21 protein-coding genes, 1 other RNA gene and 2 pseudogenes are annotated in these 23,231 nt (G+C 72.5%); 9 read left to right on the top strand and 15 right to left on the bottom strand.

The window, feature by feature from the left end; translation table 11 throughout:
• Positions 1 to 42: 42 nt before the first annotated feature.
• Positions 43 to 825 (bottom strand): peroxide stress protein YaaA, encoded by a 783-nt coding sequence (gene yaaA, locus QF032_RS12210; RefSeq protein WP_307055990.1) that lies wholly within the window; start codon positions 823 to 825, stop codon positions 43 to 45.
• Between the two features lie 270 nt (positions 826 to 1,095).
• Here yaaA and QF032_RS12205 point away from each other — a divergent pair, with 270 nt between their 5' ends.
• The 5 genes and pseudogenes from QF032_RS12205 to rnpB all read left to right on the top strand — a co-directional run bounded on the left by QF032_RS12205 (position 1,096) and on the right by rnpB (position 4,234).
• A complete protein-coding gene (locus QF032_RS12205) occupies positions 1,096 to 1,539 on the top strand; it encodes a DUF4260 family protein (protein ID WP_307055989.1) in 444 nt (147 codons plus the stop codon).
• Positions 1,532 to 2,053, top strand: coding sequence for a TetR/AcrR family transcriptional regulator (locus tag QF032_RS12200; RefSeq protein ID WP_307055988.1), 522 nt, complete (start codon positions 1,532 to 1,534; stop codon positions 2,051 to 2,053). Before QF032_RS12205 ends, QF032_RS12200 begins: the two co-directional genes overlap by 8 nt.
• 30 nt (positions 2,054 to 2,083) lie before the next feature.
• Positions 2,084 to 2,905 carry a helix-turn-helix transcriptional regulator gene (locus tag QF032_RS12195; RefSeq protein WP_307055987.1) on the top strand — a complete coding sequence of 274 codons (822 nt, stop codon included), beginning with the start codon at positions 2,084 to 2,086 and terminating at the stop codon, positions 2,903 to 2,905.
• A 24-nt stretch (positions 2,906 to 2,929) separates the two neighbouring features.
• Positions 2,930 to 3,718 (top strand): annotated as a pseudogene (locus tag QF032_RS40595) (DMT family transporter); the annotation flags it as partial.
• A 115-nt stretch (positions 3,719 to 3,833) separates the two neighbouring features.
• Positions 3,834 to 4,234, top strand: an RNA gene (gene rnpB / locus QF032_RS12185) — RNase P RNA component class A.
• A 301-nt stretch (positions 4,235 to 4,535) separates the two neighbouring features.
• Here the strand turns inward: rnpB and QF032_RS40590 are convergent.
• The 6 genes and pseudogenes from QF032_RS40590 to QF032_RS12160 form a co-directional block, all read right to left on the bottom strand.
• A pseudogene (locus QF032_RS40590) lies at positions 4,536 to 5,198 on the bottom strand (UvrD-helicase domain-containing protein); the annotation flags it as partial.
• 10 nt (positions 5,199 to 5,208) lie between these two features.
• On the bottom strand, positions 5,209 to 5,661 hold the full coding sequence (locus QF032_RS12180) for a hypothetical protein (RefSeq protein ID WP_307055985.1): 453 nt from the start codon (positions 5,659 to 5,661) through the stop codon (positions 5,209 to 5,211).
• Between the two features lie 15 nt (positions 5,662 to 5,676).
• Complete coding sequence (locus QF032_RS12175; RefSeq protein ID WP_307060226.1) at positions 5,677 to 5,934, bottom strand: restriction endonuclease fold toxin-2 domain-containing protein; 258 nt, start codon at positions 5,932 to 5,934, stop codon at positions 5,677 to 5,679.
• On the bottom strand, positions 5,898 to 6,212 hold the full coding sequence (locus QF032_RS12170; RefSeq protein WP_307060569.1) for a hypothetical protein: 315 nt from the start codon (positions 6,210 to 6,212) through the stop codon (positions 5,898 to 5,900). Before QF032_RS12170 ends, QF032_RS12175 begins: the two co-directional genes overlap by 37 nt.
• Before the next feature lie 239 nt (positions 6,213 to 6,451).
• Positions 6,452 to 6,763, bottom strand: coding sequence for a hypothetical protein (locus QF032_RS12165; protein ID WP_307055984.1), 312 nt, complete (start codon positions 6,761 to 6,763; stop codon positions 6,452 to 6,454).
• Positions 6,764 to 7,042: 279 nt separating this feature from the next.
• Entirely contained in the window at positions 7,043 to 8,509 is a 1,467-nt protein-coding gene (locus QF032_RS12160) for an amino acid permease (RefSeq protein WP_307055983.1), read from the bottom strand.
• 198 nt (positions 8,510 to 8,707) lie between these two features.
• Here QF032_RS12160 and QF032_RS12155 point away from each other — a divergent pair, with 198 nt between their 5' ends.
• Both QF032_RS12155 and QF032_RS12150 read left to right on the top strand, forming a co-directional pair.
• Complete coding sequence (locus QF032_RS12155) at positions 8,708 to 9,454, top strand: FadR/GntR family transcriptional regulator (RefSeq protein WP_373430325.1); 747 nt, start codon at positions 8,708 to 8,710, stop codon at positions 9,452 to 9,454.
• A gap of 96 nt (positions 9,455 to 9,550) precedes the next feature.
• A complete protein-coding gene (locus QF032_RS12150) occupies positions 9,551 to 11,023 on the top strand; it encodes an APC family permease (RefSeq protein ID WP_307055982.1) in 1,473 nt (490 codons plus the stop codon).
• Positions 11,024 to 11,083: 60 nt separating this feature from the next.
• Here QF032_RS12150 and QF032_RS12145 read toward each other — a convergent pair whose 3' ends face one another.
• The 4 genes from QF032_RS12145 to QF032_RS12130 form a co-directional block, all read right to left on the bottom strand.
• Positions 11,084 to 13,294, bottom strand: coding sequence for a bifunctional serine/threonine-protein kinase/ABC transporter substrate-binding protein (locus QF032_RS12145; protein WP_307055981.1), 2,211 nt, complete (start codon positions 13,292 to 13,294; stop codon positions 11,084 to 11,086).
• The gene (locus QF032_RS12140) at positions 13,294 to 15,435 is read right to left on the bottom strand and encodes an ABC transporter substrate-binding protein (protein WP_307055980.1); all 2,142 of its coding nucleotides are present in this window, start codon (positions 15,433 to 15,435) and stop codon (positions 13,294 to 13,296) included. Before QF032_RS12140 ends, QF032_RS12145 begins: the two co-directional genes overlap by 1 nt.
• Before the next feature lie 47 nt (positions 15,436 to 15,482).
• Positions 15,483 to 15,854: a MazG-like family protein gene (locus tag QF032_RS12135; RefSeq protein WP_307060224.1), complete on the bottom strand. Its 372-nt coding sequence runs from the start codon at positions 15,852 to 15,854 to the stop codon at positions 15,483 to 15,485.
• 297 nt (positions 15,855 to 16,151) lie between these two features.
• Positions 16,152 to 16,697, bottom strand: a complete 546-nt coding sequence (locus tag QF032_RS12130) for a DoxX family membrane protein (RefSeq protein ID WP_306952879.1) — start codon at positions 16,695 to 16,697, stop codon at positions 16,152 to 16,154.
• A gap of 140 nt (positions 16,698 to 16,837) precedes the next feature.
• Here QF032_RS12130 and QF032_RS12125 point away from each other — a divergent pair, with 140 nt between their 5' ends.
• Together QF032_RS12125 and QF032_RS12120 are read left to right on the top strand one after the other, a co-directional pair.
• A complete protein-coding gene (locus QF032_RS12125) occupies positions 16,838 to 17,164 on the top strand; it encodes a nuclear transport factor 2 family protein (RefSeq protein WP_306952880.1) in 327 nt (108 codons plus the stop codon).
• 87 nt (positions 17,165 to 17,251) lie between these two features.
• Entirely contained in the window at positions 17,252 to 18,496 is a 1,245-nt protein-coding gene (locus QF032_RS12120) for a D-alanyl-D-alanine carboxypeptidase family protein (RefSeq protein WP_373430324.1), read from the top strand.
• 281 nt (positions 18,497 to 18,777) lie between these two features.
• Here the strand turns inward: QF032_RS12120 and QF032_RS12115 are convergent, their stop codons facing one another.
• From QF032_RS12115 to QF032_RS12100, 4 genes are all read right to left on the bottom strand, one after another.
• A complete protein-coding gene (locus QF032_RS12115; protein WP_307042248.1) occupies positions 18,778 to 19,536 on the bottom strand; it encodes an SDR family oxidoreductase in 759 nt (252 codons plus the stop codon).
• Between the two features lie 101 nt (positions 19,537 to 19,637).
• Complete coding sequence (locus tag QF032_RS12110; protein WP_307055979.1) at positions 19,638 to 20,627, bottom strand: small ribosomal subunit Rsm22 family protein; 990 nt, start codon at positions 20,625 to 20,627, stop codon at positions 19,638 to 19,640.
• A 129-nt stretch (positions 20,628 to 20,756) separates the two neighbouring features.
• Entirely contained in the window at positions 20,757 to 21,923 is a 1,167-nt protein-coding gene (locus QF032_RS12105) for a serine hydrolase domain-containing protein (RefSeq protein WP_373430468.1), read from the bottom strand.
• On the bottom strand, positions 21,878 to 23,167 hold the full coding sequence (locus QF032_RS12100; protein ID WP_307055978.1) for a multidrug effflux MFS transporter: 1,290 nt from the start codon (positions 23,165 to 23,167) through the stop codon (positions 21,878 to 21,880). Before QF032_RS12100 ends, QF032_RS12105 begins: the two co-directional genes overlap by 46 nt.
• Between the last annotated feature and the right edge of the window lie 64 nt (positions 23,168 to 23,231).

Genomic DNA, 23,231 nt, shown 5'->3' with positions numbered 1-23,231 from the left:
TGTGCCGCGTCGTGTCGGGCTGCGCCGTGCCGCGCCGCGTCGTCAGTGCACGTCGTCCACCAGGACGTCCAGCGTCCGGGCCGCGCCCGCTCGGGCCAGGGCCTGCTCCTCGACCACGTATCCGAGGTCCCGCAGGGCTTCCACCAGCTCCGCCGGGCCCTTCGGGGCGATTCCCGCCGTCAGCAGGCTCCGTACGATCCGCCCCTTCGTCGCCTTGTTAAAGTGGCTGACGACCTTCCGCGTCGGCGCGTGCAGCACCCGAACGCTCGCCGTCCGCGCCGCGACCTCGCCCTTCGGCTTCCAAGCCGCCGCGTACGCCGCCGAGCGCAGGTCCAGCACCAGGCCGTCCCCGGCGGCCTCGGGCAGCACGGAGGCCATCGGCGCACGCCAGTGCGCGCCCAGCGCCCCGAGGCCCGGCAGCTTCACGCCCATGGAGCACCGGTACGACGGAATCCGGTCCGTCACCCGGACCGCGCCCCAGAGCCCCGAGAAGACGAGCAGCGACCTGGCCGCGCGCCGCTTCGCCGCCGCGTCGAGCGAGGCGAGCCCGAGGGAGTCGTACAGGACGCCGGTGTAGATCTCCCCGGCCGGGCGCGCACCCGCCGTCCGCAGCCGTGTGTTCTTCGCGATCTCGCCGCGCAGCCCCTCGCTCAGTCCGAGCACCTCGCGCGCCTTCTCCTCGTCGGCCTCGCACAGCTCGATCAGCTCGTCGAGTACGGCCTCACGGGCCGCGCCCAGCCCCGGCAGCGAGAGGGCCTCCGGCTTGAGCGGGGCACCGCGTCCGGAGGACGCCTTGCCTTCGGAGGGCGGCAGCAGGACCAGCACGGGACATCTCCTCACATCGAACTCAGCAGCACAGCGTACGGCGTGCCGCACGGCGACCTCCGCCCCGCTCGGGGGTCCGGTTCGGCTCCGGTCGGGCCGCCCGCTCGGTCTGTGTCGCCACCGCCCGGATTCCGTGCCGGAGCGCGCCGAGGCGCTCACCCTTGACGGCTAACAGCGTTAGCCGTAGGGTCGGCCCTGTCGGGCTAACAGCATTAGCCGGAATGGGCCGCACCGCCGAGACCGCAGTCGACGACTTCCAGGAGGCAGACGATGAGCACGGCCACCACCAGCACGCGCACCGGTACGACCGCCAACCCGCGCACGGGCTCCGGCTTGCGTGGCGTCCGCCGCGCGGCCTGGCTGGCGAGCGCCCTGTTCTGGTCGGCGTTCGCGATCCTGGAGGCCATGAACCACGGCTGGCTCGCGGGTGGTCTCGCCTTCGCCTTCCTGATCGTGCCGGACCTCGCGTTCCTGGTCGGCCTCGACGCCGCGCCCCGCATGGCGAAAGGACAGCTCCCGCCCCGGGCGGTCCCGTACTACAACGCGATGCACCGCGCCGTCGTCCCGCTCGCCCTGATGGTCCTCTACACGTTCGGGCCGTTCCCGGCCTGGCCTCCGCTGTTCGCGGCGCTGTGCGGCTGGCTCGCGCACATCTCGTACGATCGCGCCTTCGGCTACGGACTGCGCACCAAGGAGGGCTTCCAGCGTGACTGAGCGGCTCACGCCCCGCGCCCGCGAGATCGCGGCGGCCGCCCGGACCCTCCTGGAGGAGGCCGGGCCCGCCGCGCTCACCATGCGCGCGCTCGCCGACCACCTGGGCATCAAGGCGCCCTCGCTCTACAAGCACTTCCCCGACAAATACGCGGTCGAGGTCGAACTGGTCGCGCAGATGCTGCAGGAGTCGGCGGAGGCCCTGGAGGCCGCCCAGACGCGTGAGCCGGGCTCGCTGCTCGCGCTGGCACAGGCGTACCGCACGTACGCGCTCGCCCACCCCCACCTCTACTGCCTGGCCACGGAACGCCCGCTGCCGCGCGAGGCCCTGCCCGCCGGCCTGGAGGACCGGGCCGCGATGCCCCTGCTGCTGGCGTGCGAAGGCGACCTGGACCTGGCCCGCGCGATCTGGGCCTTCGCCCACGGCATGGTGGTCCTGGAGATCCACGGCCGCTTTCCGGACGACGCCGACCTCCCTGCGGCATGGAAACGCGGCCTGCGGGCGTTGCAGCAGTAGGAGCGGGCAGGACTGGGCAGGGGGCGTCGGATGGGCCGTGAACAGGCGTGGTGGACCAGAGCCAGGCTGGGCCGCTGCGGGCCGTCCCTGGACCTGCTCACCGCCCGCTTCCAGCAGCACGTCTACGCGCCCCACGCACACGAGGAGTTCACGGTCGGCGTGTGCGTGGAGGGGGCGGAGATCATCGCCTACCGCGGCGGCCACATCCGCACCGGCCCCGGCTCCATCGTCGTCCTCGACCCGGGTGAGACCCACACGGGAGGCCCCGGCGCCACCACCGGCGGCTACGCCTACCGCGCCCTGTACGCGGTCCCCGGCCTCCTCACCGACGGCGTCCTCGGCGGCACGCCGCACTTCCGCGAGCCCCTGGTGGACGATCCCGAGCTCGCCGCAGCGCTGCGCCGCGCCCACACCGAGCTGACCGTCCGCCCCGACCCGCTGGAGGCCGAGTCCCGGCTCCCGTGGCTGCTGACGGCCCTGGCCCGACGGCACTCCACGGCCCGCCCGGTGTGCGACATGATCCCCGGGGCCGAGCACATCACCCGCGCCGTCCGCACCCGCCTCACCGACGAGCTGCTCGCCCCGCCCTCGCTCGCCGACCTCGCCGCCGAGCTGGGCCTGTCCCGCTACCAACTCCTGCGCGCCTTCCGCACGACGACCGGGATCCCGCCATACGCCTGGCTCGCCCAGTACCGGGTGACCCGGGCGCGAGCCCTGCTGGAATCGGGCCTGCGCCCGGCCGAGGTCGCCGCCCTGGTCGGCTTCGCCGACCAGGCCCATCTCACCCGCTGGTTCCGCCGCGTCCTGGGCGTGACCCCAGCGGCCTACCGCAACAGCGTTCAAGACGTCTGAGCGGACCCGGCCGAGACTCCTGCCATGACTGCTCGCGGCTGGTTCCTGTTCTCCCTGATGGGAGTCGTGTGGGGGATCCCCTACCTGTTGATCAAGGTGGCGGTGGACGGCGAGGACGGCCTGTCCCCGTCCGTGGTCGTGTTCACCCGATGCGCCGTCGGCGCGGCCCTCCTACTCCCCTTCGCCCTGCGCCAACGCGGGCTGACCGGCACCGTGCGGACGCACTGGAAGCCCATGCTGGCCTTCGCGATCATCGAGATCATCGGCCCCTGGTTCACCCTCACCGACGCGGAACGGCACCTGTCCAGCTCGACGGCGGGCCTGCTGATCGCGGGCGTCCCCATCGTCGGCGTCACCCTGGCCCGTTTCTTCGGCGACACGGAACAACTGGGCGCACGCCGGACCGCCGGCCTCGCGCTGGGCCTGACCGGCGTAGCCGTCCTCACCGTGCCGCATCTGACCGGCGGAGACGCCCGCTCGCTGGCCGAGGTCCTGCTGACGGTCGTCGGCTACGCGACGGCGCCCCTGATAGCCGCCCGCCACCTCAAGGACGTCCCCTCCCTCCACCTCACGGCCCCCTGTCTGGCTCTGGCGGCCCTGGTCTACGCCCCGGCCGCCGTCGCCACCCGCCCCACGGAGCTGCCCTCCACCGCCGTCCTGTCGGCTCTCGCGGCCCTGGGCGTGGTCTGCACGGCCGTCGCCTTCGTCGCCTTCATGGAACTGATCAAGGAGGCGGGCCCGACGCGCGCCACGGTCATCACGTACGTCAATCCCGCGGTCGCGGTCGCGGCGGGCGCCCTGTTCCTGGACGAGCCCCTGACGGCGACGATCGTGGCGGCCTTCACCCTGATCCTCGCGGGCTCCGTCCTGGCGACGGCTGCGGGACCGAAGCGCGACTCTCGCCCGGTAACATGGTCGACACGGCAGACGAGCCGGGCGGACGGCCGCGTGGAGTCCCTTACGGGGCTTCCCGAGGAACGTCCGGGCTCCACAGGGCAGGGTGATGGCTAACGGCCACCCGGGGTGACCCGCGGGACAGTGCCACAGAAAACAGACCGCCGGGGACCTCGGTTCCCGGTAAGGGTGAAACGGTGGTGTAAGAGACCACCAGTGCCCAGGGCGACCTGGGCAGCTAGGTAAACCCCACCCGGAGCAAGGTCAAAAGGAAACACCTTGGTGTTTCTGCGCGGACGTTCGAGGGCTGCCCGCCCGAGTCCGCGGGTAGACCGCACGAGGCCGACGGCAACGTCGGCCCTAGATGGATGGCCGTCACCGAGGCCCTCGCGAGAGGCCTCGGCACAGAACCCGGCGTACAGCCCGACTCGTCTGCCGCTCAGGGCTTCTGGTCGGCTAAGTAGAGGGTCAGGGTCCTTTTGCTCAGGTCGAAGGGCTGAGGGCGAAGAGGGCCCGGCCTGTTCAGCACAAGGGGGCAGTTCCGCCCAGCCGTCGGGCCTTGGAGCACTCCCCCAAGCGGCGGTGGCCGTCGGCCCCCGGAAGCCCAGGACGAGGGGACTGCTGCTCAGCGCAGTCCGAGTGGCCACGAAAGATGATCGCAGCCAGGAGCTCTCGGCCCCACGCCCCACAAGATCCACGACCGTGAATTGCCGAATATGCCACACGAGGTGTCTCCTCAGGCGAGAAGAAGTTGCAGGAACGGCCTCGGATTGCCGTGCCAGAAGATGTCGAGACTGTCCCGTGCCCGGGTCGCCGGGAACGCGCCCGCTGTTCCTCCCTGCGGTAGCGGGCAGGGTCCGCCTGGCGGAGCTGGTTGACCTGCTCGCGAGGGACCAGGCCGTCGCTGACTCCGGCGATGATCATGCGCTGGTACTCCAGCCCCTTGAAACGGAACATGGTCCCGATGTGGATCCCGGGCTCGCCCCGGGCACCGTCGGCGCCGATCTCCAAGGCTCGGATGCCGTGTTCCCCCAACGTGCTTCCCAGTTCGCTCGCCATGCGGTTGGTGGGGACACAGATGGCAATCTGCTCGTGCGCGATCCGTTCGTCCGGATGGGCGTCCCAGGCCAGGATGTGCGCGGCGTTCGCCTCACGTTCCGACTGCCAGACGGGCGGCGCGTTCGGCGACCTGATCCCACGTCTGGCGTCCGAGCCGGTCCAGACGCTGCGAGAAGGGTTCGGAGAGCTGCCAGATGCCGGCCCTTTCCGCCCGGACGATGTTCTTGCCGCGTCCGGCCCGGCGGGCCCGGAAGTAGTCAGTGCGGGTGCCGACGGCCTGTCCGAGGATGACCTGCGTCCACTCGTCATGGAGGAACTCCGCATCCCAGCCGCTGTCGCCGGAAAGTCCGTCAAGGGCCGGCTGCGGCCAGGTGGCTGCGCAGTACAGTCGCGATCTCCGAGGCGTCGCCCGTCGACGGGACCGCCCAGGGTGTCTCGTCACCGTTCTCCATCACGAAGCTGCTCAGGAATCGCACACTCGCCGGGGACGGAACGTACGAGTCGCGGAGCCAGTGGGCGAACAAGGCGGCCGTGTCGGCGGTCACGTCGATGATGCTGACGTGGGCGTAGTCCAGAGTCGGCATGGCAGCCGTACCCGTGACGAAGACCTCCGGCGCCACCTCGATCTCGAAGTCCAGGACAGGCACATCCCGGAGGCCGGAGGTGTTCGTCTCCGGAAAGGCATCGGGGAACGCCTGCTCCAGCGCGTCCCTGAACGTCCCCAGACTCGCCTGCCATGCGGCTGGAGTGTCCTCGGGAGGCGCGAAGACGAAGTTCGACCGCAAGGTGTGCTCGACTGCCACAGAAGTCCTTCACTCTCAGGGCACGTACCGTGCGGAACCGGTGACGTCGTTCATGGCGATCATCGACTCCCAGTAGGCCGCGTTGTCCTTGCCGTTGGTCACGATCTCAAGGCCGCGGATCTCCGAGTTCGCCGGGTTGGCCATCGCGCTCTTGTATCTGCGCAGCTCCGACTCGTCACTTCGGTACATGCCGTCGATCAGCGGGTCCCACTTCGGATTCCCTTTGTCATCCACCTTCACGGGCTTTGCCAGTGTCTCGTTGACCCGCTCGATACTGCGAAAGCTGCGCTTCGCGCAGTCCGGGTCGCGGACGTGTTTCGCCTCGACGAGGCGCTGAAGCCCACTTCGAGTGTGGTGGAGGCGGCCGACTTGTACACCGCCGCGAACGCCCGCCCGGCGTCGTCGTCCCCGGCCATGCCATGCTGCCGGTCGAGTTCGTGGAAGAGGGCGATAGCGGTGTCCCGCGTGCCTACCATGACCGTGCCCACCATTCCCATGGACGCCTTGGTCATGCCCTCGGCCATGACCTTCAGGTCCAGCGGCAGTCCCACGCTCATCTCCGTCCGGCCCGGTGAACAGGCCCGTGAACACGAGCAACTGACCACCAGTTCTATCGCACGGGTGTGCCTTCTGATGCGCGGCCCCTTGTGGTGGGCGACCAACCTGACGACGGACCGCGTCGTTCAGGAAACCGTCGCCTCCATGTACCGGCGACGTGGTGGAACGTGCCGTCGCGCTTTCAGTACGACGGCTGCATCGGAAAGTCGCCGGGCCGACCTGTGACCGGCCTCTAACCGCCCACCGCCCACCGCGCGCCCGCAACCGTGCCCAGCAGCAGGGCAGGGAGCAGCCACCACCACGGCATGGTCCTTCGCACCGACGGCGACAGCCACAGGGCCGCCGCGGAGCCGGCTGCCGCGAGGGTGAGGACGCAGGACAGGACGATTCCGGCGTACGCGTCGTCGTCCCAGGTGCCGGACGGCGTGATGGTCAGCGCCGTCCAGCAGAAGTACGCGGCGATGAGGGTGAGCAGGGTGAGGGGGACGGCGAGGACCAGGCGGAGGCTGCCGCGGTCGTCGTCCTCGGGGGAAGGGGCGGTCATCAGCGCAGTGCGTCCCTCGCGTCGTTCAGGTCGTTCGTGGACCCGCGCCCGTAGGCCTGGGCGTCGTCGGTCTGCCCGTACGGTCCGCCGTCGTACCGCGGCGAGTGCCTGACGCCGTCCTGAGGGCGACCGTTCACCACAGACGGAGCAGGCCCTCGGCAGGACGGCAGTCCGGCGAGGGCCTGAACCAGACGGGACGAGTCCCGGTGTCGGTGTGCGGGTGCGGGTGCGGGTGCGGGTGCGGGTGCGGGTGCGGGTGCGGGTGCGGTGTCCAGTGTGTCAGGACAGGGGAGCCGTGTCGGCGGATTCCCGTGCCCTGGTCTTCGCCGACAGGCGGCCGCGTACCACCGCGAAGACCACCACGCCCGCGGCCACCGCCGTGGACAGGACCACCTGGTCGCGGCCGCCGCCGTCGGCCGTGTCGGTGAGCATGTAGCCGAGGACGAAGGTGATCAGGGCGATGGTCGCCCAGGTCAGGTAGGGGTAGAGCCACATCCGGACGACCAGCTTCTCCGGTGACTCCCGCTCGATGATCTTGCGCATCCGCAGCTGGGAGAAGCAGATCACCAGCCAGACGAACAGGGCGATCGCGCCGGAGGCGTTGAGCAGGAACTGGAAGACCGTGTCGGGCCAGAGGTAGTTGAAGGCGACGGCGACGAACCCGAAGACGACTGAGGCCAGGATGGCTGCGCGCGGCACGCCGCGGCCCGTGGTCTGTCCGAAGGCGGCCGGGGCGTCGCTTCGGCGACCGAGCGAGAAGGCCATGCGCGAGGCGGTGTACAGGCCCGAGTTGAGGCAGGACAGCACCGACGTCAGCACGATGGTGTTCATGATCTGGGCGGCGTGCGGGATGCCGATGGAGCTGAGGGCGGCGACGTACGAGCCGTCCTTCAGGATCGCCGGGTCGTTCCAGCGCAGCAGCGACACCACGATCAGGATCGAGCCCAGGTAGAACACCGCGATCCGCCAGATCACGCTGTTGGTGGCCTTGGTGACGGCGGCCCGCGGGTCGGCGGTCTCGCCCGCGGCCAGGGTGACGATCTCGCTGCCCATGAAGGAGAAGACGACCATCAGGACGCCGGTGAGGATCGCGCCGGGGCCGTTGGGGAGGAAGCCGCCGTGTGCGGTGAGGTTGGAGAAACCGCTCGCCGGGTGGTCGGAGCCGGGCAGCAGTCCGAAGATCGCCAGGCCGCCGAGCGCGATGAACGCGGCGATGGCGACGACCTTGATGCCGGCGAACCAGAACTCGAACTCGCCGTAGGAGCTGACCGAGACCAGGTTGGTGGCGGTCAGGACGATCATGACGATCAGGGCCCAGCCCCACTGCGGCACCGCGGGGACCCAGCCGGCCAGGATCTTCGCCCCGGCGGTCGCCTCGACGGCGAGCACCACGACCCAGAAGAACCAGTACAGCCAGCCGATGGTGAAGCCGGCCCAGCGGCCCAGCGCGCGGTCCGCGTAGGCGGAGAACGAACCCGAGGTGGGGTTGGCCGCGGCCATCTCGCCGAGCATGCGCATCACGAGGACGACGAGGACGCCGACGAGCGCGTACGAGACGAGGATGCCGGGGCCGGCGGCGGCGATGCCGGAGCCGGAGCCGACGAACAGCCCGGCGCCGATGACACCGCCGATCGCGATCATCGACAGGTGGCGGTTCTTGAGTCCGGCCTGGAGGCCGCCGGAGCCGTCGGAGCCACCGGGCTCGCCGGACTCCGCGGGAGGGGTTTTGGGGACGGTTGTGGTCATCTCGACATCCATGGAGGGAGGACGGACAGGGAGGACGGACCAGGAGCGTCTGGAAATTAGTTCAGTGCGATCGAAAAAAACAAGACTTGTTTAACTGTTCACCTTGCTCTATTTTTCGTGCCAGCGCGGAACCGTCTCTTCCGGGAGCCTCTGTGGACCACACCGTGACCCCGCTCGCCAGGCCGTTAAGGTGGCGCCGTGGTGAATGCACCGGGCAAGTTCGGCCCCTACAGCGGCTGGGACACACGCGTCCTGGCCGGCCGGGGTCCCACAGGAGCGGAGCTCGTCCGGTCCCGGATCGCTCTGCGGGTGCGGCTGCGGTCCGTCTCGCCGGGGGACCGGCTGCCGGACGCGGGGGTCCTCGCCGAGGAGCTCGGGATCAGTGAGATCACCGTGCGACGCGCGCTGGAGGTCATGTGCCAGGACGGCCTGCTCGACCGCCGTCGGGGCCGGGCCGGCGGGACCTTCGTCGCCGCCGACTGGGACGCGGTCGTCGCCGTGATGTACGACGCCGACGAGGCGGCCGCCCTGGACTCCTTCCATCTGCTGCTCGAATGCGGGCTCGTCGCGCACACCGCGGGCGAGCTGACCGACAGCCGGCTCGACGGGCTGCGGGCGCTGGTCGAGGAGATGAACCTGGCCGACGACCCGGCCCGGCTGCTCGAACTGGAGACCCGCTTCCACCTCGACCTCGCGGAGACCCTCGGCGGCGCCGGGATCAGGGAGTTCGCCGCCGACCTGCTCGGCAAGCAGTGCCTGCTGGGGCCCGCGCCGGACCCCGCGGTCGTACGGGCCCGCAACCGCTGCCACCTGGACCTGCTCGACGAACTCGGCCGCGGCGCGATGGACCCGGCGGTACGAGCGGTGAAGGCGCACCGGCACGCCGAACCGGACCGGGCTCTCGGAGCCGAACCGAACCCGTCCCGCAGCGCCGAACCGAACTGAGCCCCAAAGCCGAACCGAACTGACCCCCCAAAAAGCCGAACCGAACTGAACCCGCAGAGCCGAACCGAACCGACCTCTCGGAAGGGAGTTGCCGTCATGACCGAGTCCGGATCCGCCGGGCCGCCGCCGACGTCGGGACGCGCCGACGGCACGCCCCAGCGCCTGCGCGGCGGCGTCCTCGGCATGGCGGACATCGCCGCGGCCACGATGGCCAACGTCGGCCCGGCCATGAGCTTCTTCTTCGGCTTCGCCTTCCTCGCCACCACGGCGGGAGTGGCCTCCCCGCTGACCATCATGGCGGCGGGCGCGGCGGTCGCGCTGTTCGGCAACACGCTGGCCGAGTTCTCCCGGGCGCACCCCTCGGCGGGCAGCTTCACCACCTTCGTCGGCAAGACCTTCGGCCCGGTCAGCGCCGTGACCACGGCGCTGCTCGCGGGACTCGGCTACATCATCGCGATGGCCTCCGTCATCGCGATCTCCGGCGGGTTCATGCAGATCACCCTGAACCACTACACCGGCGTCGACCTGCCGTGGATCATCTGGACGGTGCTGCTGACCGGCCTGTCGGTGGTGCTGATGCTGCGCGGGATCGTGGTGTCCACCAAGTGGGCCGGTTACTTCTTCGGCGTCGAGATGCTCGTCCTGGTCGTGGTCTCGGTCGCAGCACTCTTCGAGCACCGGGGCGACCTCTCCGTCGCTCCGTTCCTGCCCTCCCACCTCACCCACGGCGTCAGGGGCCTCGCGGCGGGTTTCCCGCTGGCGGTGTACCTGTTCATCGGCTGGGAGAACTCGGCGGCACTGGCCGAGGAGACGGAGAACCCGCGGCGCAACGTCGGCCGCGCCGTGTTCTCCTCCGTCGCGATCATGACGGTGAGCTACATCCTCTTCTCCTACGCCACGGTCACCGGTTTCGGCTACGACGTGCAGCGGCTCGGAGACTCCCGGATCCCCTTCATCGACGTCGCCCAGCACACGCTGGGGGCGCTCGCCCTCCTCGCCTACGTCGGCGGCCTGACCTCCACCCTCGGCGTGCTGATCGCGGGCATCAACTCCCAGGCCAGGCTGGTGTTCAACGCCGGACGTGAGGGGCTCTTGCCGTCCTTCTTCGGCTATGTGCACCCCACGCGCCGTACGCCGAACAACGCGATCGTCACCTTCGCCGCGACCGCGCTGCTGATCATCGTCGGCTGGGGTCTGGGGCATGTGCTCGGAGCCGACGGCGGTCAGATGAACCCGGTGGTGTTCTTCGCCGAGTCGTCGAGCCTGGGCGCCATCCTGATCCTGCTGGTCTACCTCGCGTCCAACATCGCGCTGCCGCTGTACTACCGCAGGTACCGTCCGCAGGAGTTCCGGATCGTGCGGCATGTGGTGCTGCCCGCGGCCGGCGCCCTTGCCGTACTGGTCCCGCTGTACTATCTCGCCAAGCCGGGACAGCCCGCCCCGTACAGCTGGTTCCCGTACGCGGCTCTGGGCACCCTCGTCGCGGCCGTCTGCTACGCGACGCTCCTGGTCCGACGTGATCCGGGCCTTGCCGACCGGGTCGGCTCGGTCGTCGCCGACGCGGAGTGAGCGACGCGTCGACGGCCGCCCCCTCGTCCGGGCCGGTGGGGGGTGAGGGCACTCCCCGGTTCACGACACCGCCGCCTCCTTGTACTGGCCGAGGTAGTGGAACGTGCCGTCGGCGACCTCGTAGAGGAACATCGCGTCGTTGTTGTAGCCGTTCCCCTGGCTGTACTTGACGGTGCGGGTGATCCCGGTGTGCTTGACCTCGGGCAGCCGGTGGGCGATCGCGCCGCGCTCCCTCAGAGCCGTGCCGTCCTGTGCGCAGACCGCCGCCAGGAACATCACGGCGTCGTAGGCCTCGGCCGCGTACCAGCCGGGGGCGGCGCCGAACCGGGTGCGGTAGGCGGCGGCGAAGGCGCGGGCGGACGGGCGGACCGTGGGGTCGACGAAGGAGGTCGCGAAGATCCAGCCGGTCGCGGCCGCCCCGGCGGCGGCGAGGAATCCGGGGCCGAAGGCCTGTTCCGTGGCCATGCAGGTGCCGGTGAATCGGGCCGCCTTCAGGGCGGAGGCCAGTCCCGCGGTCCGCGCCGGGTCGCCCGTGCACACGACCGCGTCCGCGCCCGCGGACAGCACCGACGCGGCCAGCGCCCTGTAATCGATTTTCCCGGCGGGGACGCTGGTCAGCGTCGCCTGCCGACCTGCGCTCCGCAGTCCCTTCTGGGCCAGGTCGCACAGCTTCCAGGCGGTGTCGCCCTGCGCTCGGTCGTCCACCAGGAACACCTTGCGCGCGTCGACGTGGTTGCTGAGGTAGCGGACGCAGGGGGCGGCGAGGAGCGTCCTCTCGACGTGCAGCGCCGCGTGGGAGCGGAACTGGTCGTAGCCGAAGGACCTGCCGTCGAGACTGACGTCCACCGAGACGGTGACCACCGGCATCGTCGCCTTGGTGTACGCGGCCTCGGTGCGCAGGAAGCACGCGTCGGTGGTGGGCCCCACCACCGCGAGGACGCCGGCGTCCTTCACCAGCCGCCCGGCCAGGCTCGCGGCCCGGGCCGGGTCGCCGCCGTCGTCGTACGGGACCAGCTTCAGACGAAGGGGACGGCCGCTCTGGGCGTTGATCTGCTCGACGGCCAGCCGGGCGCCGTTGAGCTGGGCGTTCCCGCTGTCCTTCGCGGGTCCGGTCAGGTCGCCCTGGAACGCGACGACCAGTTCGGGACGCGCGCTCGCCACGGGCGTCGGCGTCGTCGGCGTACCGCTGCGGGTGCTCCACCACCAGGCTCCGCCGCCACCGGCCGCGAGGACCCCGGCCGTCGATCCGAGGCGCAGGAAGCTGCGACGGCGGATGCCGGGTGCGACGGACGGTGCGGCTCTGACGGCTGTCATCGTCGGGGCGTCCGGGGACACCGTGCTCGCCGGCGCGGACATTTGGGTCGGCTCGACGGCGTCGAGGGCGAGCACGGCGGCGGACCGGTCGCTGATCAGGCGGGCGACCGGCTCGGGCAGCCACCCCGCCGTGCCGCCCGGCCCGGGGCCGACGCCCGCCTCGAGTTCCGCTCGCAGGCGGGCGAGGTCGGGGCGGGCGGCCGGGTCCTTGTGCAGGCAGGATGTCAGCAGGGGCGCCAGGGCGTCCGGGAACGCGGCCGGGTCCGGCTCCTCGTAGACCGTGCGCAGCAGCACGCCCGCAGCCCCGCCGTCGCCGAAGGGCCGTACCCCGGTCGCGGCGAACGCGAGCACGCACGCCAGCGAGAACACGTCGCTGGGCGGGCCGATCTCCCCGCCGCGCGCCCGTGCCTGCTCGGGTGAGAGGAAGCCGGGCGAGCCCACGATGACGCCGCTGGAGGTGAGCGCCGTGGCCTCCGGGGCGCGGGCGATGCCGAAGTCGATGAGCCGCGGCCCGTCCGGGGCCAGCAGGACGTTGCCCGGCTTCACGTCGCGGTGCACGAGTCCCGCCGCGTGGACCGCGTCGAGGGCTTCGGCGAGCCGGATCCCGAGCACCCGCACGGAGGTGACCGACAGCGGCCCGAAGACCTCCACCGTCTCGGAGAGCGACGGGCCCGGCACGTACGAGGTCGCCAGCCACGGCGTCTCCGCGTCGGCGTCGGCGTCCAGCAGCGGCACCACCCAGGGGCTGTGGACCTGCCGGGCGGCCTGCGCCTCGCGGCGGAACCGGGCCCGGAATCCCGGTTCCTCCGCGTACGCGGCCCGCACCGTCTTGACCGCGGCGATCGCCCCGCCCGGCGCACGGGCCAGGAAGACGACGCCCATGCCGCCGGCGCCCAGCCGCCGCAGCAGTCGGTAGCGGCCGAGCCGGGACGGGTCGCCGGTGCGCAGCGGCTCCATCAGACGACGAGCGGCGCGGGGCCGCCGTACACGAAGGCGCCCTTCTCGACCCGCCAGAGGAAGCCGCCGGTGCCGTCGACGGCCATCAGGCCGGACCTGGCCAACTGGGGGTTGGTCAGATCGAAGGCGAACTGCTTGGTGATGCCCTGGTACTTCCCCGTCAGCACGGCTTCGTGGAGGTTCTTGCGGGTGCGGCTCTTCGCCGGCAGCCCGGACAGGGCCTTCAGCAGCATCCCGCTCACGTCGTAGGACTCCGCCGCGTACCGGGGCGGCGCCTCCTTGAAGCGCTCGCGGTAGGCGGCCGCGAACTTCGCCGCCTCGGGCTTGCGGGTCGCGTCGATGACCGGAGCCACCATCGCCCAGCCCTCGGCGTCCTGCTGAGCAGTGGTCAGGAACCGGGCGTCGAGCAGTGCCGGGCCCGACACCCGCGCACCCTGGAAGGACCGTTGCCGCAAAGCCGCGGCGATCAGTGCGCCCCGGTCGGGCAGTCCGGCGAAGAACACGGAGTCGGCGCCGGCCGAGAGCACCGCGTCCACCACGTTGCCGAAGTCGTCGCGCATCGCGCTGACCACCTCCGGCACGGCGGGCAGCTGCGCGTTGTTGAGCTGCGTGCTGAGGGACGTGGCGAGGTCCGTCCCGTAGTTACCGGCCGGACGGTCGACGACGAGGCCGACCTTGCGCGAACGGCCGGTGCCGCGAAGGTAGTTGCTCATGTACAGGGCGAGCACCGAGTCGGGCAGCCGACCGAGCAGGAACGAGCTGAAACCCTGGATGACGAGGCTCATGCTGCCGGGGGACACGGCGACGGCAGGCAGCCCCCGGGCGGCGTACTTCCCGAGCGCCGCCTGCGCCGTGGCGTCGGTGGTGGGACCGACCACGGCGAGGACCGATGGGTCGGCCGCGAGTTCCGCGGCGAGCCGGGTCGAGGTCGCCGGGTCGCCCTTGTCGTCGACGGCCCGGACCTTCACGGTGAACGGGGCGTCGCCGCGCGCGTTGAACTCCGCGACGGCCAGCCGCAGTCCGCGCTCCTGCGCCCGGCCCGTCGCCTGATGCGGGCCGCTGAGGTCGCCGTGCAGTGCGAGGGTGTGCACGGGCCGCCGTGCGGCGGCGGGCGTGGCGCCCTTCGCGTCGTCGTCCCGGGTCGTCGCCCACCAGGCCGTGCCGCCGGCGCCCGCCGCGACCGCCGCGGCAGTGCCGGCGAGCAGCAGGAAGCGGCGTCGGCCGGGCGGGCGGGCGTTCTGCGGGTCGGGCTGCCCGGCCGCCTGCCCGTCGGAGGCCTGGTCTGGGGGTGTGTCCTGTACGTCGGAAGCGGTGTCCGGCGGGGTTTCCGATCCCGCGCCGGACCGTGCCGGGGAGGACGCGGTGACCTGGGTGTGCTCGATGTCCGGCAGGGCGAGCGCGGCGGCCGACCGCTCGGCGATCAGCCGGGTGACCGGCTCGGGCAGCCATCCGGACGCCCGCTCGTCCTGCGGCTCGTCTTGCGGCTCGACCTTCTGCTCTTCCTGGGGTGCCCTCTGCAGTGCGATCCGCGGGTCACCCTGGGGTCCGTCCTGTGGGTCGCTGTCGGATTCGTCCCGCGGCCCGCTCTGCGGCCCGCCCTCGGCCGTCAACCGCCGCACCAGCTCCGCGGCGTCCGGACGCCTGGCCGGGTCCTTCTCCAGGCAGGCTTCCACCACTTCGCGCAGCGCCGCCGGGATCCCGTCCAGGTCCGCCGGATCGTGCGCCGCCCGGTACAGCAGGGCGTCCACCGCTCCGCTGCCGAACGGCGCACGGCCGGTCGCCGCGAACGCCAGGACGCAGCCGAGGGAGAACACGTCGCTCGCCGGCCCGATGGCATCGCCACCGGGTCCCGTGGCCTGCTCGGGCGAGAGATAGCCGGGGGTGCCGACCACCAGGCCGGTCGCGGTGAGCGCCGTGTCCTCCGGGGCGCGGGCGATGCCGAAGTCGATGAGACGGGGCCCGTCGTGGGCGATCAGCACATTGCCCGGCTTCAGGTCCCGGTGCACCAGTCCCGCCCGGTGCACCTCGCCCAGCGCCTCGGCCAGCCGCGCGCCGAGCAGCCGTACCCCGGCCTCCGACAGCGGACCGTACCCGGACACCGCCTCACCCCCGCGGCCGCCGACGCCGTGGCTCTCAGCCAAGTCGACCTGCGTCTGCCTGTGTTGTCGTCCATGCCCGCCCCTCCGCCTCAGCGCCCCCGCTTCGCGTGCGGTGATCGTACAGAGGTACGCGATACGAGGGCGGACGGTTCCGTGAACGGAGTTCGGCCTTCGTCCCGGGGCTCGCCCGCGCCGCCGAGGGACCGTTCCGCCACCCGCGCCAGATGTGCCGCGAACACCTCCTGCGCGTCCGGCGTCAGGGTGCGCAGGGCGACCAGCGCCGTGATGATCACGTCGCACAGCTCACTCCGGACGTCGTCCCAGGTGTGGGTGACGCCCTTGCGCGGGTTCTGCCCGGTCGCGCCGATGACCGCCTGGGCGACCTCACCGACCTCCTCCGACAGCTTCAGTACGCGCAGCAGCAGTCCGTCGAGGCCGTCGTGCACGCGCCCGGCGTCCAGCCAGGCACGGAGGGCGTCGACGGTGGCCCAGAGTTCGGCCGGGTCGCCGGTCCGCGGGGTCGAGGACCCGGGGTCGGGCGGGGAGGCGGGGTCGGGCGGAGGCGAGGACCCGGGGTCGGGCGGGGAGGCGGGGTCGGGCGTAGGCGAAGAGCCGGGGTCGGGCGGGGAGGCGGGGTGGGGCGGAGGCGAAGAGCCGGGGTCGGGCGGGGTCGAGGACCCGGGCTGGGGCCGGGGCAGCGGGTCGGTGTTCATGGGCGCAGCCTCTCAAGCCGCGGCCGGCGCCCGTGCCGAGGCGTCCTAGTCCTCGAACAGGGCCTCCTGCTCGCCCTCCTCCCGCTTGCGCAGCCGCTGGTTGCGCAGGCCCACGACCACCGCCGTGACCGCCGCCGTCACGCCGAGCGCGGTCGGGACCATCCAGCTGCGGTCGACGGTGTGCCCGAGGGCGTGGTCGAGGGAGAGCCGGCCGGGGCCGGTGACGGCGAGGCCCGCGGCGGCCAGGCCCAGGGAGGCGGCGTGCTCGTAGCCGCCGCTCGCCGCGAAGAAGCCGTTGGGCGTGTGGACGGCGGACGCGCCCGCCATAGCGCCCGCGGCCGCGGCGCCGGCCGCCGGGGTGGCGAGGCCCAGCGCCAGCAGCGTGCCGCCGCCGGCCTCCGCCAGGCCCGCCGCGGTGGCGCTCGCCTTGCCCGGGGCGTAGCCGACGGACTCCATGAACTGGCCGGTCCCCTCCAGGCCGTGTCCGCCGAACCAGCCGAACAGCTTCTGCGCGCCGTGGGCCGCCAGCACTCCGCCGGTGCCCAGCCGGAGCAGCAGCAGGCCGAGATCACGTCGGTCGTAACAGGTCACGGTGACTCCCTGAAAGGCAGCGGGAACAACGACAGGAACACCCCCACGCGTTTCCACCGTCGCACCTCTCACACCCGTCCGGCCCGTCCTGCACGCCGTTCGGGTGGCGGGGCGCGGACCGCGGTGTGAGGGTGGCCCACATGGCGATTCAGATCGACAGACTCAGCGACCCGGCGGTCCGGGCCTTCGTCGCCGCGGTCAACGCCCACGACGAGGAGGCCTTCCGCCGCCTCCTCACGCCCGACGCGACCATGTCGGACGACGGCTCCGACCGCGACCTCGGTGAGTGGGCCGACCGGGAGATCTTCTCCTCCCACGGGCACCTGGACGTCACCAGGGAGTCGGACGGCGGCCGGGCCCTCGTGGCCGACTACCGCAACGACACCTGGGGCGAGATGCGGACCCGGTGGAGCTTCGTCGTCGCGGACGACGGCCGCATCTCCCGGTTCGAGACGGGTCAGGCGTAGGACGCGGGAGTTCTCGCGTCACCCTGGGCGAAGGATCCGAAGGATCCGAAGGACGAATACGACTGAGAATGCGTGTACGGTCCCGCAGTGCACGCATTCTCGGGCCCCTCCCCGCACCAGCCTCCGCAGCACCAGCCCGCGCAGCAGTCCCCGCACCAGCCGTCAGCCTCGCCGTCGGCCGCGACCCTCTCCCGGCGTTCCCTGCTGGCGGCAGCGGCCGCCGCGCCCCTCGCCGCCGCGCCGCTCCTTGCCGCGCCGGCCGCCGCGGCGGCGCACGGTGTGGTCGGCGGGGCCCGGCTGGCCGCCGGCGGCATCCAGGCCGGCGCGGGCGCCGCCGCACTGCCGAGGAAGCTGACCGCCCGCGCCTGGCTGGTCGCCGACCACGACAGCGGCGAGGTGCTCGCCGCGTACCGCGCGCACCTGCGCCTCGCGCCCGCGTCCACGCTGAAGATGCTGTTCGCGGACACCCTGCTGGACAGGTTCGCGCGCACCGAGCGGCGCACCGTGACCGACGCGGACCTGGCCGGCGTGCCGTCCGGCTCCAGCCTCGTCGGTGTCCGGGCCGGCGTCACGTACACCGTCGAACAGCTGTGGCTGGGCGTCTTCCTGCGCTCGGGCAACGACGCCGTGCAGGTGCTCGCCCGCATGAACGGCGGGGTCGCGAAGACGGTCGCCGAGATGCAGGCGAGGGCGGCCGACCTCCAGGCGCTGGACACCCGCGTCGTCAGCCCCGACGGGTACGACCAGCCGGGTCAGTTGTCCTCCGCCTACGACCTCGCCCTGTTCGCCCGGCACGGCCTGCGCGACGCCGGCTTCCGCGCCTACTGCGCCACCAGGACCGCCCGCTTCCCGGACGAAGGCGGGCGGACCCGCGTGATCGAGAACACCGACCGGCTGCTGTCGGGCTCCTCCGGGGTGACGCCGTACCCGGGTCTGATCGGCGTGAAGAACGGCTTCACCAGCAACGCGGGCAACACCTTCGCCGGCGCCGCGACCCGGGCCGGCCGCACGCTGATCGTCACCGTGCTGCATCCCGAGAGCGGCCACAACGCCGTCTACGAGGAGACGGCCGCACTGCTCGACTGGGGCTTCGCGCAGGGGAGTTCGGCACGGCCCGTGGGGACGCTGGTCGAGGCGTTGAGCGAGGGCGGGAAGAAGGCGACGGCCGCGGCGGCACCGCCGTATCCAGGGGTGCGGCAGGCTTCGTCGGCGGACGGCGGGCCGAACGGCTGGGGGATGCTCGGCGGGGCCGGGGGGGCGGTGGCGATCGCGGCGGGCGGGGCGTACGCGCTGCGCAGACGGCGCACCCGGCAGGCCCCGCCGGACAGTTGACGGTGTGGCAGCCGTCCCACGGCGCCGGTGCGTACCTCGCGGTCCCGGCGAGGTCCACCCCCACCCGGTGCCATGGGACGGCTGCCCTCCCCCCTCGGGATGGCTCTTCGGTCCTTCGATCGTTCGGTCCTTCGGCGCGGAACTCTCGTGCGCCAAGTGTGAAGTTTCCGTGCAGAAGATTTGAGCATAGGTCTGCCACCGGCCGCAATGGTGCGGACCGAGGAATTCCGATTGTGCAGGTTGAGGAGTTGACGATCCGTGGGACGGCGTCAGGGCGCCGTTCAGCCCCGCCCCACGTAGGGCATCGCCGTCGCGAGCACCGTCGCGAACTGCACGTTGGCCTCCAGCGGCAGCTCCGCCATGTGCCGCACCGTGCGGGCCACGTCGGCGACGTCCATCACCGGCTCGGGCGCGATCTCGCCGTTCGCCTGCAACGCGCCCGTCTGCATCCGCGCCGTCATCTCCGTCGCCGCGTTGCCGATGTCGATCTGCCCGACGGCGATGCCGTAGGCCCGGCCGTCCAGCGAGAGGGACTTGGTCAGGCCGGTGAGGGCGTGCTTGGTCGCCGTGTACGGCGCGGACAGCGGACGCGGCGTGTGCGCCGAGACCGAGCCGTTGTTGATGATCCGGCCGCCCTGCGGACGCTGCTCCTTCATCTGCCGGTACGCCGCCTGCGCGCACAGGAACGCCCCGTTGAGGTTGGTGTCCACGACGTGCCGCCAGGCCTCGTACGGCAGGTCCTCGAACGGCACACCGCCCGGACCGAACGTGCCCGCGTTGTTGAACAGCAGGTCCAGCCGCCCGAACCGCTCGCGCACGGCGGCGAAGAGGGCCGTCACGTCCTGCGGGCGCGAGACGTCCGTCCGTACGGTGAGACCCGTGCCCCGCGGCGTCAGCGCGGCCGTCTCCTCCAGGGCTTCGGCGCGCCGTCCCGCCAACGCCACCGACCAGCCCGCACGCAGCAGTTCGCCGGCCACCGCCCGCCCGACGCCGGAGCCCGCGCCGGTCACCACCGCGATCCTCGTGTTCTTCGCGTCCATGGCCCCGCAGCGTACGGGAGACGCCCGCGGCGGCACCGCGACACCTGGAGCCGGCGCGGACACCCGACGCCGGGGCGCTCCGGACGCCGGCCGCCCCGCACTCACTCGCCGGCCGGCGGCCAGACGTCCCCCCAGTCCGCGTCCCGGGCGGCCCGGTAGAGGTCCCCATGCCTCTTCGTCACCGTCGTGCGGCTCAGCCGCTCCTCGGTCTCGCACAGGTCGAGGAGTACCTGGCCCTTGCGGATCTGAGGGCGGCGGACGACGCGGGAAGGGGCCGGGGAGACGGGGAAGCGGGCGGCCGCCACATAGCTGAACTTCTCGTCCTCGTACGGCAGTGAGCCGCCCTTGACCTGTCGGTGCAGGGAGGAGCGGCTGACCCGCGCCGAGAAGTGGCACCAGTCCGTGCCGGGGACGATCGGGCAGGCCGCGCTGTGCGGGCAGGGCGCGGCCACCCGGAAACCGGCGCCGATCAGCCGGTCACGGGCCTCGATCACGCGGGCGTAGCCGTCGGGGGTGCCCGGTTCGACGATCACCACGGCCTGCGCGGCCGACGCGGCGGCGTCGACGAGGGCGGCGCGGTCCGCGGCGGGCAGTTCGTTGAGGACGTAGGAGACGGTGACCAGGTCCGCCGGGTCCAGGGCGAGCGTCGAGCCGATCCGGCCGCGCTGCCAACGGGCGTCCGCCAGCGCCGGGTTGGCGGCGGCGATCTCACGGCCGAGGGCCAGCGCGGGCTCTGCCCAGTCGAGGACGGTCACCGGGCGCGTGCCCTCCCAGACCGCGCTCACCGCCCAGGTCGCGGCGCCGGTGCCGCCGCCGACGTCCACATGGCTGCCCGGCCTCCACCGCGGGACCGCGTCCGCGAACGCCTCCAGCGCCGAGCACACCGCCTCGAAGGTCGCCGGCATCCGGTACGCCGCGTAGGCCGCCACGTCCGCGCGGTCGCGCAGGATGGGCGCGTCGGTGGGGGTGGCGCCCCGGTAGCTGGCGATGAGCCGCTCGACGGCCTGCGCGGCCTGTCGGGGAGGCAGCCCGTCGAGGAGTTCTCCGAGGGCGGTGCGGAGGGTTTCGGCGGCGGGTACGGAGACGTTCACCCGGCGATTATGGGGCACCGGTGCTGGTGCCGCCCTCTTCGGGGGCTGCCCCCCGGACCCCCGCTTCGGCCCTGAAGGGGCCTCGTCCTCAAACGCCGGACGGGCTGAAAACGCACGCCTGAGGCACCCCTACCGCACCGCCGTCGCCATCCGCGTCCCCGCCAGCGCCCGCGGTGAGCTGTCCGGTGTCCGGCGTACCGGGTGCACCGTGTTGGCCAGCAGCACCACGAACGTGTCCGTCGCCGGGTCCAGCACCAGGGACGTTCCCGTGAACCCGGTGTGGCCGGCCGCGCCCTCGCCCGCCAGCTCGCCCATGAACCACGGCTGGTCCACCGCGAACCCCAGCCCCGGCGCCGTCAGCAGCAACTCCACGAAGTCGGGGCCGAGGATGCGGGCGGTCCCGTACGAGCCGCCGGCCAGCAGCGTCCGGCAGAACACCGCCAGATCGTCACCGGTCGAGAACAGCCCCGCGTGACCGGCCACCCCGCCCAGCGCCCACGCGTTCTCGTCGTGCACGACACCCCGCAGCATCCCGCGGTCCGCCCGGGCCCACGGCCGCCGCTGGTCCTCGGTGGCCGCCGCGCCGGGGCACGGGCCGAACCCGGTCGCGGTCATCCCCAGCGGACGGGTGATCCCCTCGTGCACGAGGACGTCGAGCGTGCGGCCGGTCAGCCGCTCGAGGAGCTGCTGGAGCAGCAGCATGTTCAGGTCGGAGTACAGGTACTCGCCCGGCTCCCCGGACGGCGCCTCCGCGCGCAGCAGCGCCATCCGTTCCGCGTCGCCGGCGCAGTCGTACAGGGGCAGCTCGGGGCGGAGCCCCGAGGTGTGGGTGAGCAGTCGGCGGACGGTGACGCCGTGCTCGGCGGCCCCGCGGAAGTCCGGCAGATAGGCGCCGACGAGCGCGTCGATGCCGAGGGTGCCGCGCTCGATCTGCTGCACCGCCGCGACCGACGTGAACAGCTTGGTGAGGGACGCCAGGTCGAAGGGTGTGCCGACGGTCATCGGCACCCGCTCCCCGGCGGGCAGTTCCACGCCCGCGTCGGCCGCCGGATCGTAGCCCGAGTACCGCACCGCCCAGCCCGCGGCCTCGCGCACCGCGATCACCGGGCCGCGCCCGGCGACCACCACGGCGCCCGCCGCCCACGGGGGGTCACCGACGGTGAGGTCCACGACGTCGCGGACGAGCAGCCGGGTCTCCTCGGGGTCGAGCCCGGCCCGTTCCGGTGTGTCGACGCGCAGTCTCGGGGTGCTCAGCTCTCTTCTCCCGCTCTCGAATCTTCCGCTCTCGAACGCCAGGGGCGGCACATCACCAGGAAACAGGCCGCCGCCGCCAGTACGGCCGTCAGCTGGACGACGGCCATCGGGACGGCGGTGTGCTCGCCGGCGACGCCGACGAGCGGGGACGCGATCGCGCCGACGAGGAAGGACGACGTGCCCAGCAGCGCCGAGGCGGAACCGGCGGAGTGCCGCACGCGCAGCAGCGCGAGCGTCTGGGCGTTGGGCAGGGTGACGCCCATCGCGGACATCAGCACGAACAGCGCGACGGCCACCGGGGCCAGCCCGGCCTCGCCGAACACACCGGTCGTCAGGAGCAGCAGGGCGGCCGCGGCCACCGTCACCGTCGCCAGCCCGACGGCCAGCACCCGGTCCAGCCGCACCCGCCCCACCAGCACCTTGCCGTTGACCTGGCCGACCAGCACCAGCCCGACCGAGTTCGCGCCGAACAGCAGACCGAACGTCTGCGGGGAGGCGCCGTAGATCTCCTGGACCACGAACGGCGAGGCGGAGATGTACGCGAACAGGGCGGCGAAGGCGAAGGCGCCCGTGAGCAGGTAGCCCGTGAAGGGCGGGTCGGACAGGAGCCGGCGCATGGAGCGCAGCGCGTCGCCGACCCCGCCCCCGTGCCGCTCGGCGGCGGGCAGCGTCTCCGGCAGCCTGGTCCACACGACCACGGCCAGCAGCAGCCCCACCGCCGCGAGCAGCACGAACACCCCCCGCCAGTCCGTGCCCCGCAGGATCTGCGCGCCGATCAGCGGCGCCACCACCGGGGCGACCCCGGAAATCAGCATCAGGGTGGAGAAGAAGCGGGCCATCGTCACGCCGTCGTACAGATCACGCACCACGGCCCGCGCGATCACGATTCCGGCCGCGCCCGCGAGCCCCTGCACCAGCCGGAACCCGACCAGCGCCTCCACGGTCGGCGCCAGCGCGCACAGCACGGTCGCCACGACGTACACCGCGAGTCCGGCGAGCAGCGGACGCCGGCGCCCCCACCGGTCGCTCATCGGCCCCACCACCAGCTGCCCCAGAGCCATGCCGGCCAGGCACGCCGTCAGCGTGAGCTGCACGGTCGCGGCGGACGCGTGCAACTGGCGGGTGACCCCCGGCAGTGCCGGGAGGTACATGTCCATGGACAGCGGGGGAGTGGCCGTCAGACCGCCCAGGACGAGAGTGACGAGCAGTCCGGTCCGGCGTCGCTCCCGCACCGACGGCGCCACGGCTGTGTCCGGCACCCGGTGCACGGCCCCACCCTCCGGCATACGGTCGCCCCTCCCTCTCCGACGTCTCGGCCACCTATGCTCTCAGCTCGAACACACTGCTGGG

This window comes from Streptomyces achromogenes (genome assembly GCF_030816715.1).
Taxonomy (GTDB): domain Bacteria; phylum Actinomycetota; class Actinomycetes; order Streptomycetales; family Streptomycetaceae; genus Streptomyces; species Streptomyces achromogenes_A.
The sequence above is the reverse complement of the archived record's forward strand: the minus strand, read 5'-3'. Positions and strand labels throughout refer to the sequence as shown.

Coding starts and splice junctions, on each gene's coding strand:
- QF032_RS12205 (WP_307055989.1), top strand. CDS start 1,096: ATGAGCACGGCCACCACCAGCACGCGCACCGGTACGACCGCCAACCCG.
- QF032_RS12195 (WP_307055987.1), top strand. CDS start 2,084: ATGGGCCGTGAACAGGCGTGGTGGACCAGAGCCAGGCTGGGCCGCTGC.
- QF032_RS12165 (WP_307055984.1), bottom strand. CDS start 6,763: ATGACCGCCCCTTCCCCCGAGGACGACGACCGCGGCAGCCTCCGCCTG.
- QF032_RS12160 (WP_307055983.1), bottom strand. CDS start 8,509: ATGACCACAACCGTCCCCAAAACCCCTCCCGCGGAGTCCGGCGAGCCC.
- QF032_RS12150 (WP_307055982.1), top strand. CDS start 9,551: ATGACCGAGTCCGGATCCGCCGGGCCGCCGCCGACGTCGGGACGCGCC.
- QF032_RS12145 (WP_307055981.1), bottom strand. CDS start 13,294: ATGGAGCCGCTGCGCACCGGCGACCCGTCCCGGCTCGGCCGCTACCGA.
- QF032_RS12125 (WP_306952880.1), top strand. CDS start 16,838: ATGGCGATTCAGATCGACAGACTCAGCGACCCGGCGGTCCGGGCCTTC.
- QF032_RS12115 (WP_307042248.1), bottom strand. CDS start 19,536: ATGGACGCGAAGAACACGAGGATCGCGGTGGTGACCGGCGCGGGCTCC.
- QF032_RS12100 (WP_307055978.1), bottom strand. CDS start 23,167: ATGCCGGAGGGTGGGGCCGTGCACCGGGTGCCGGACACAGCCGTGGCG.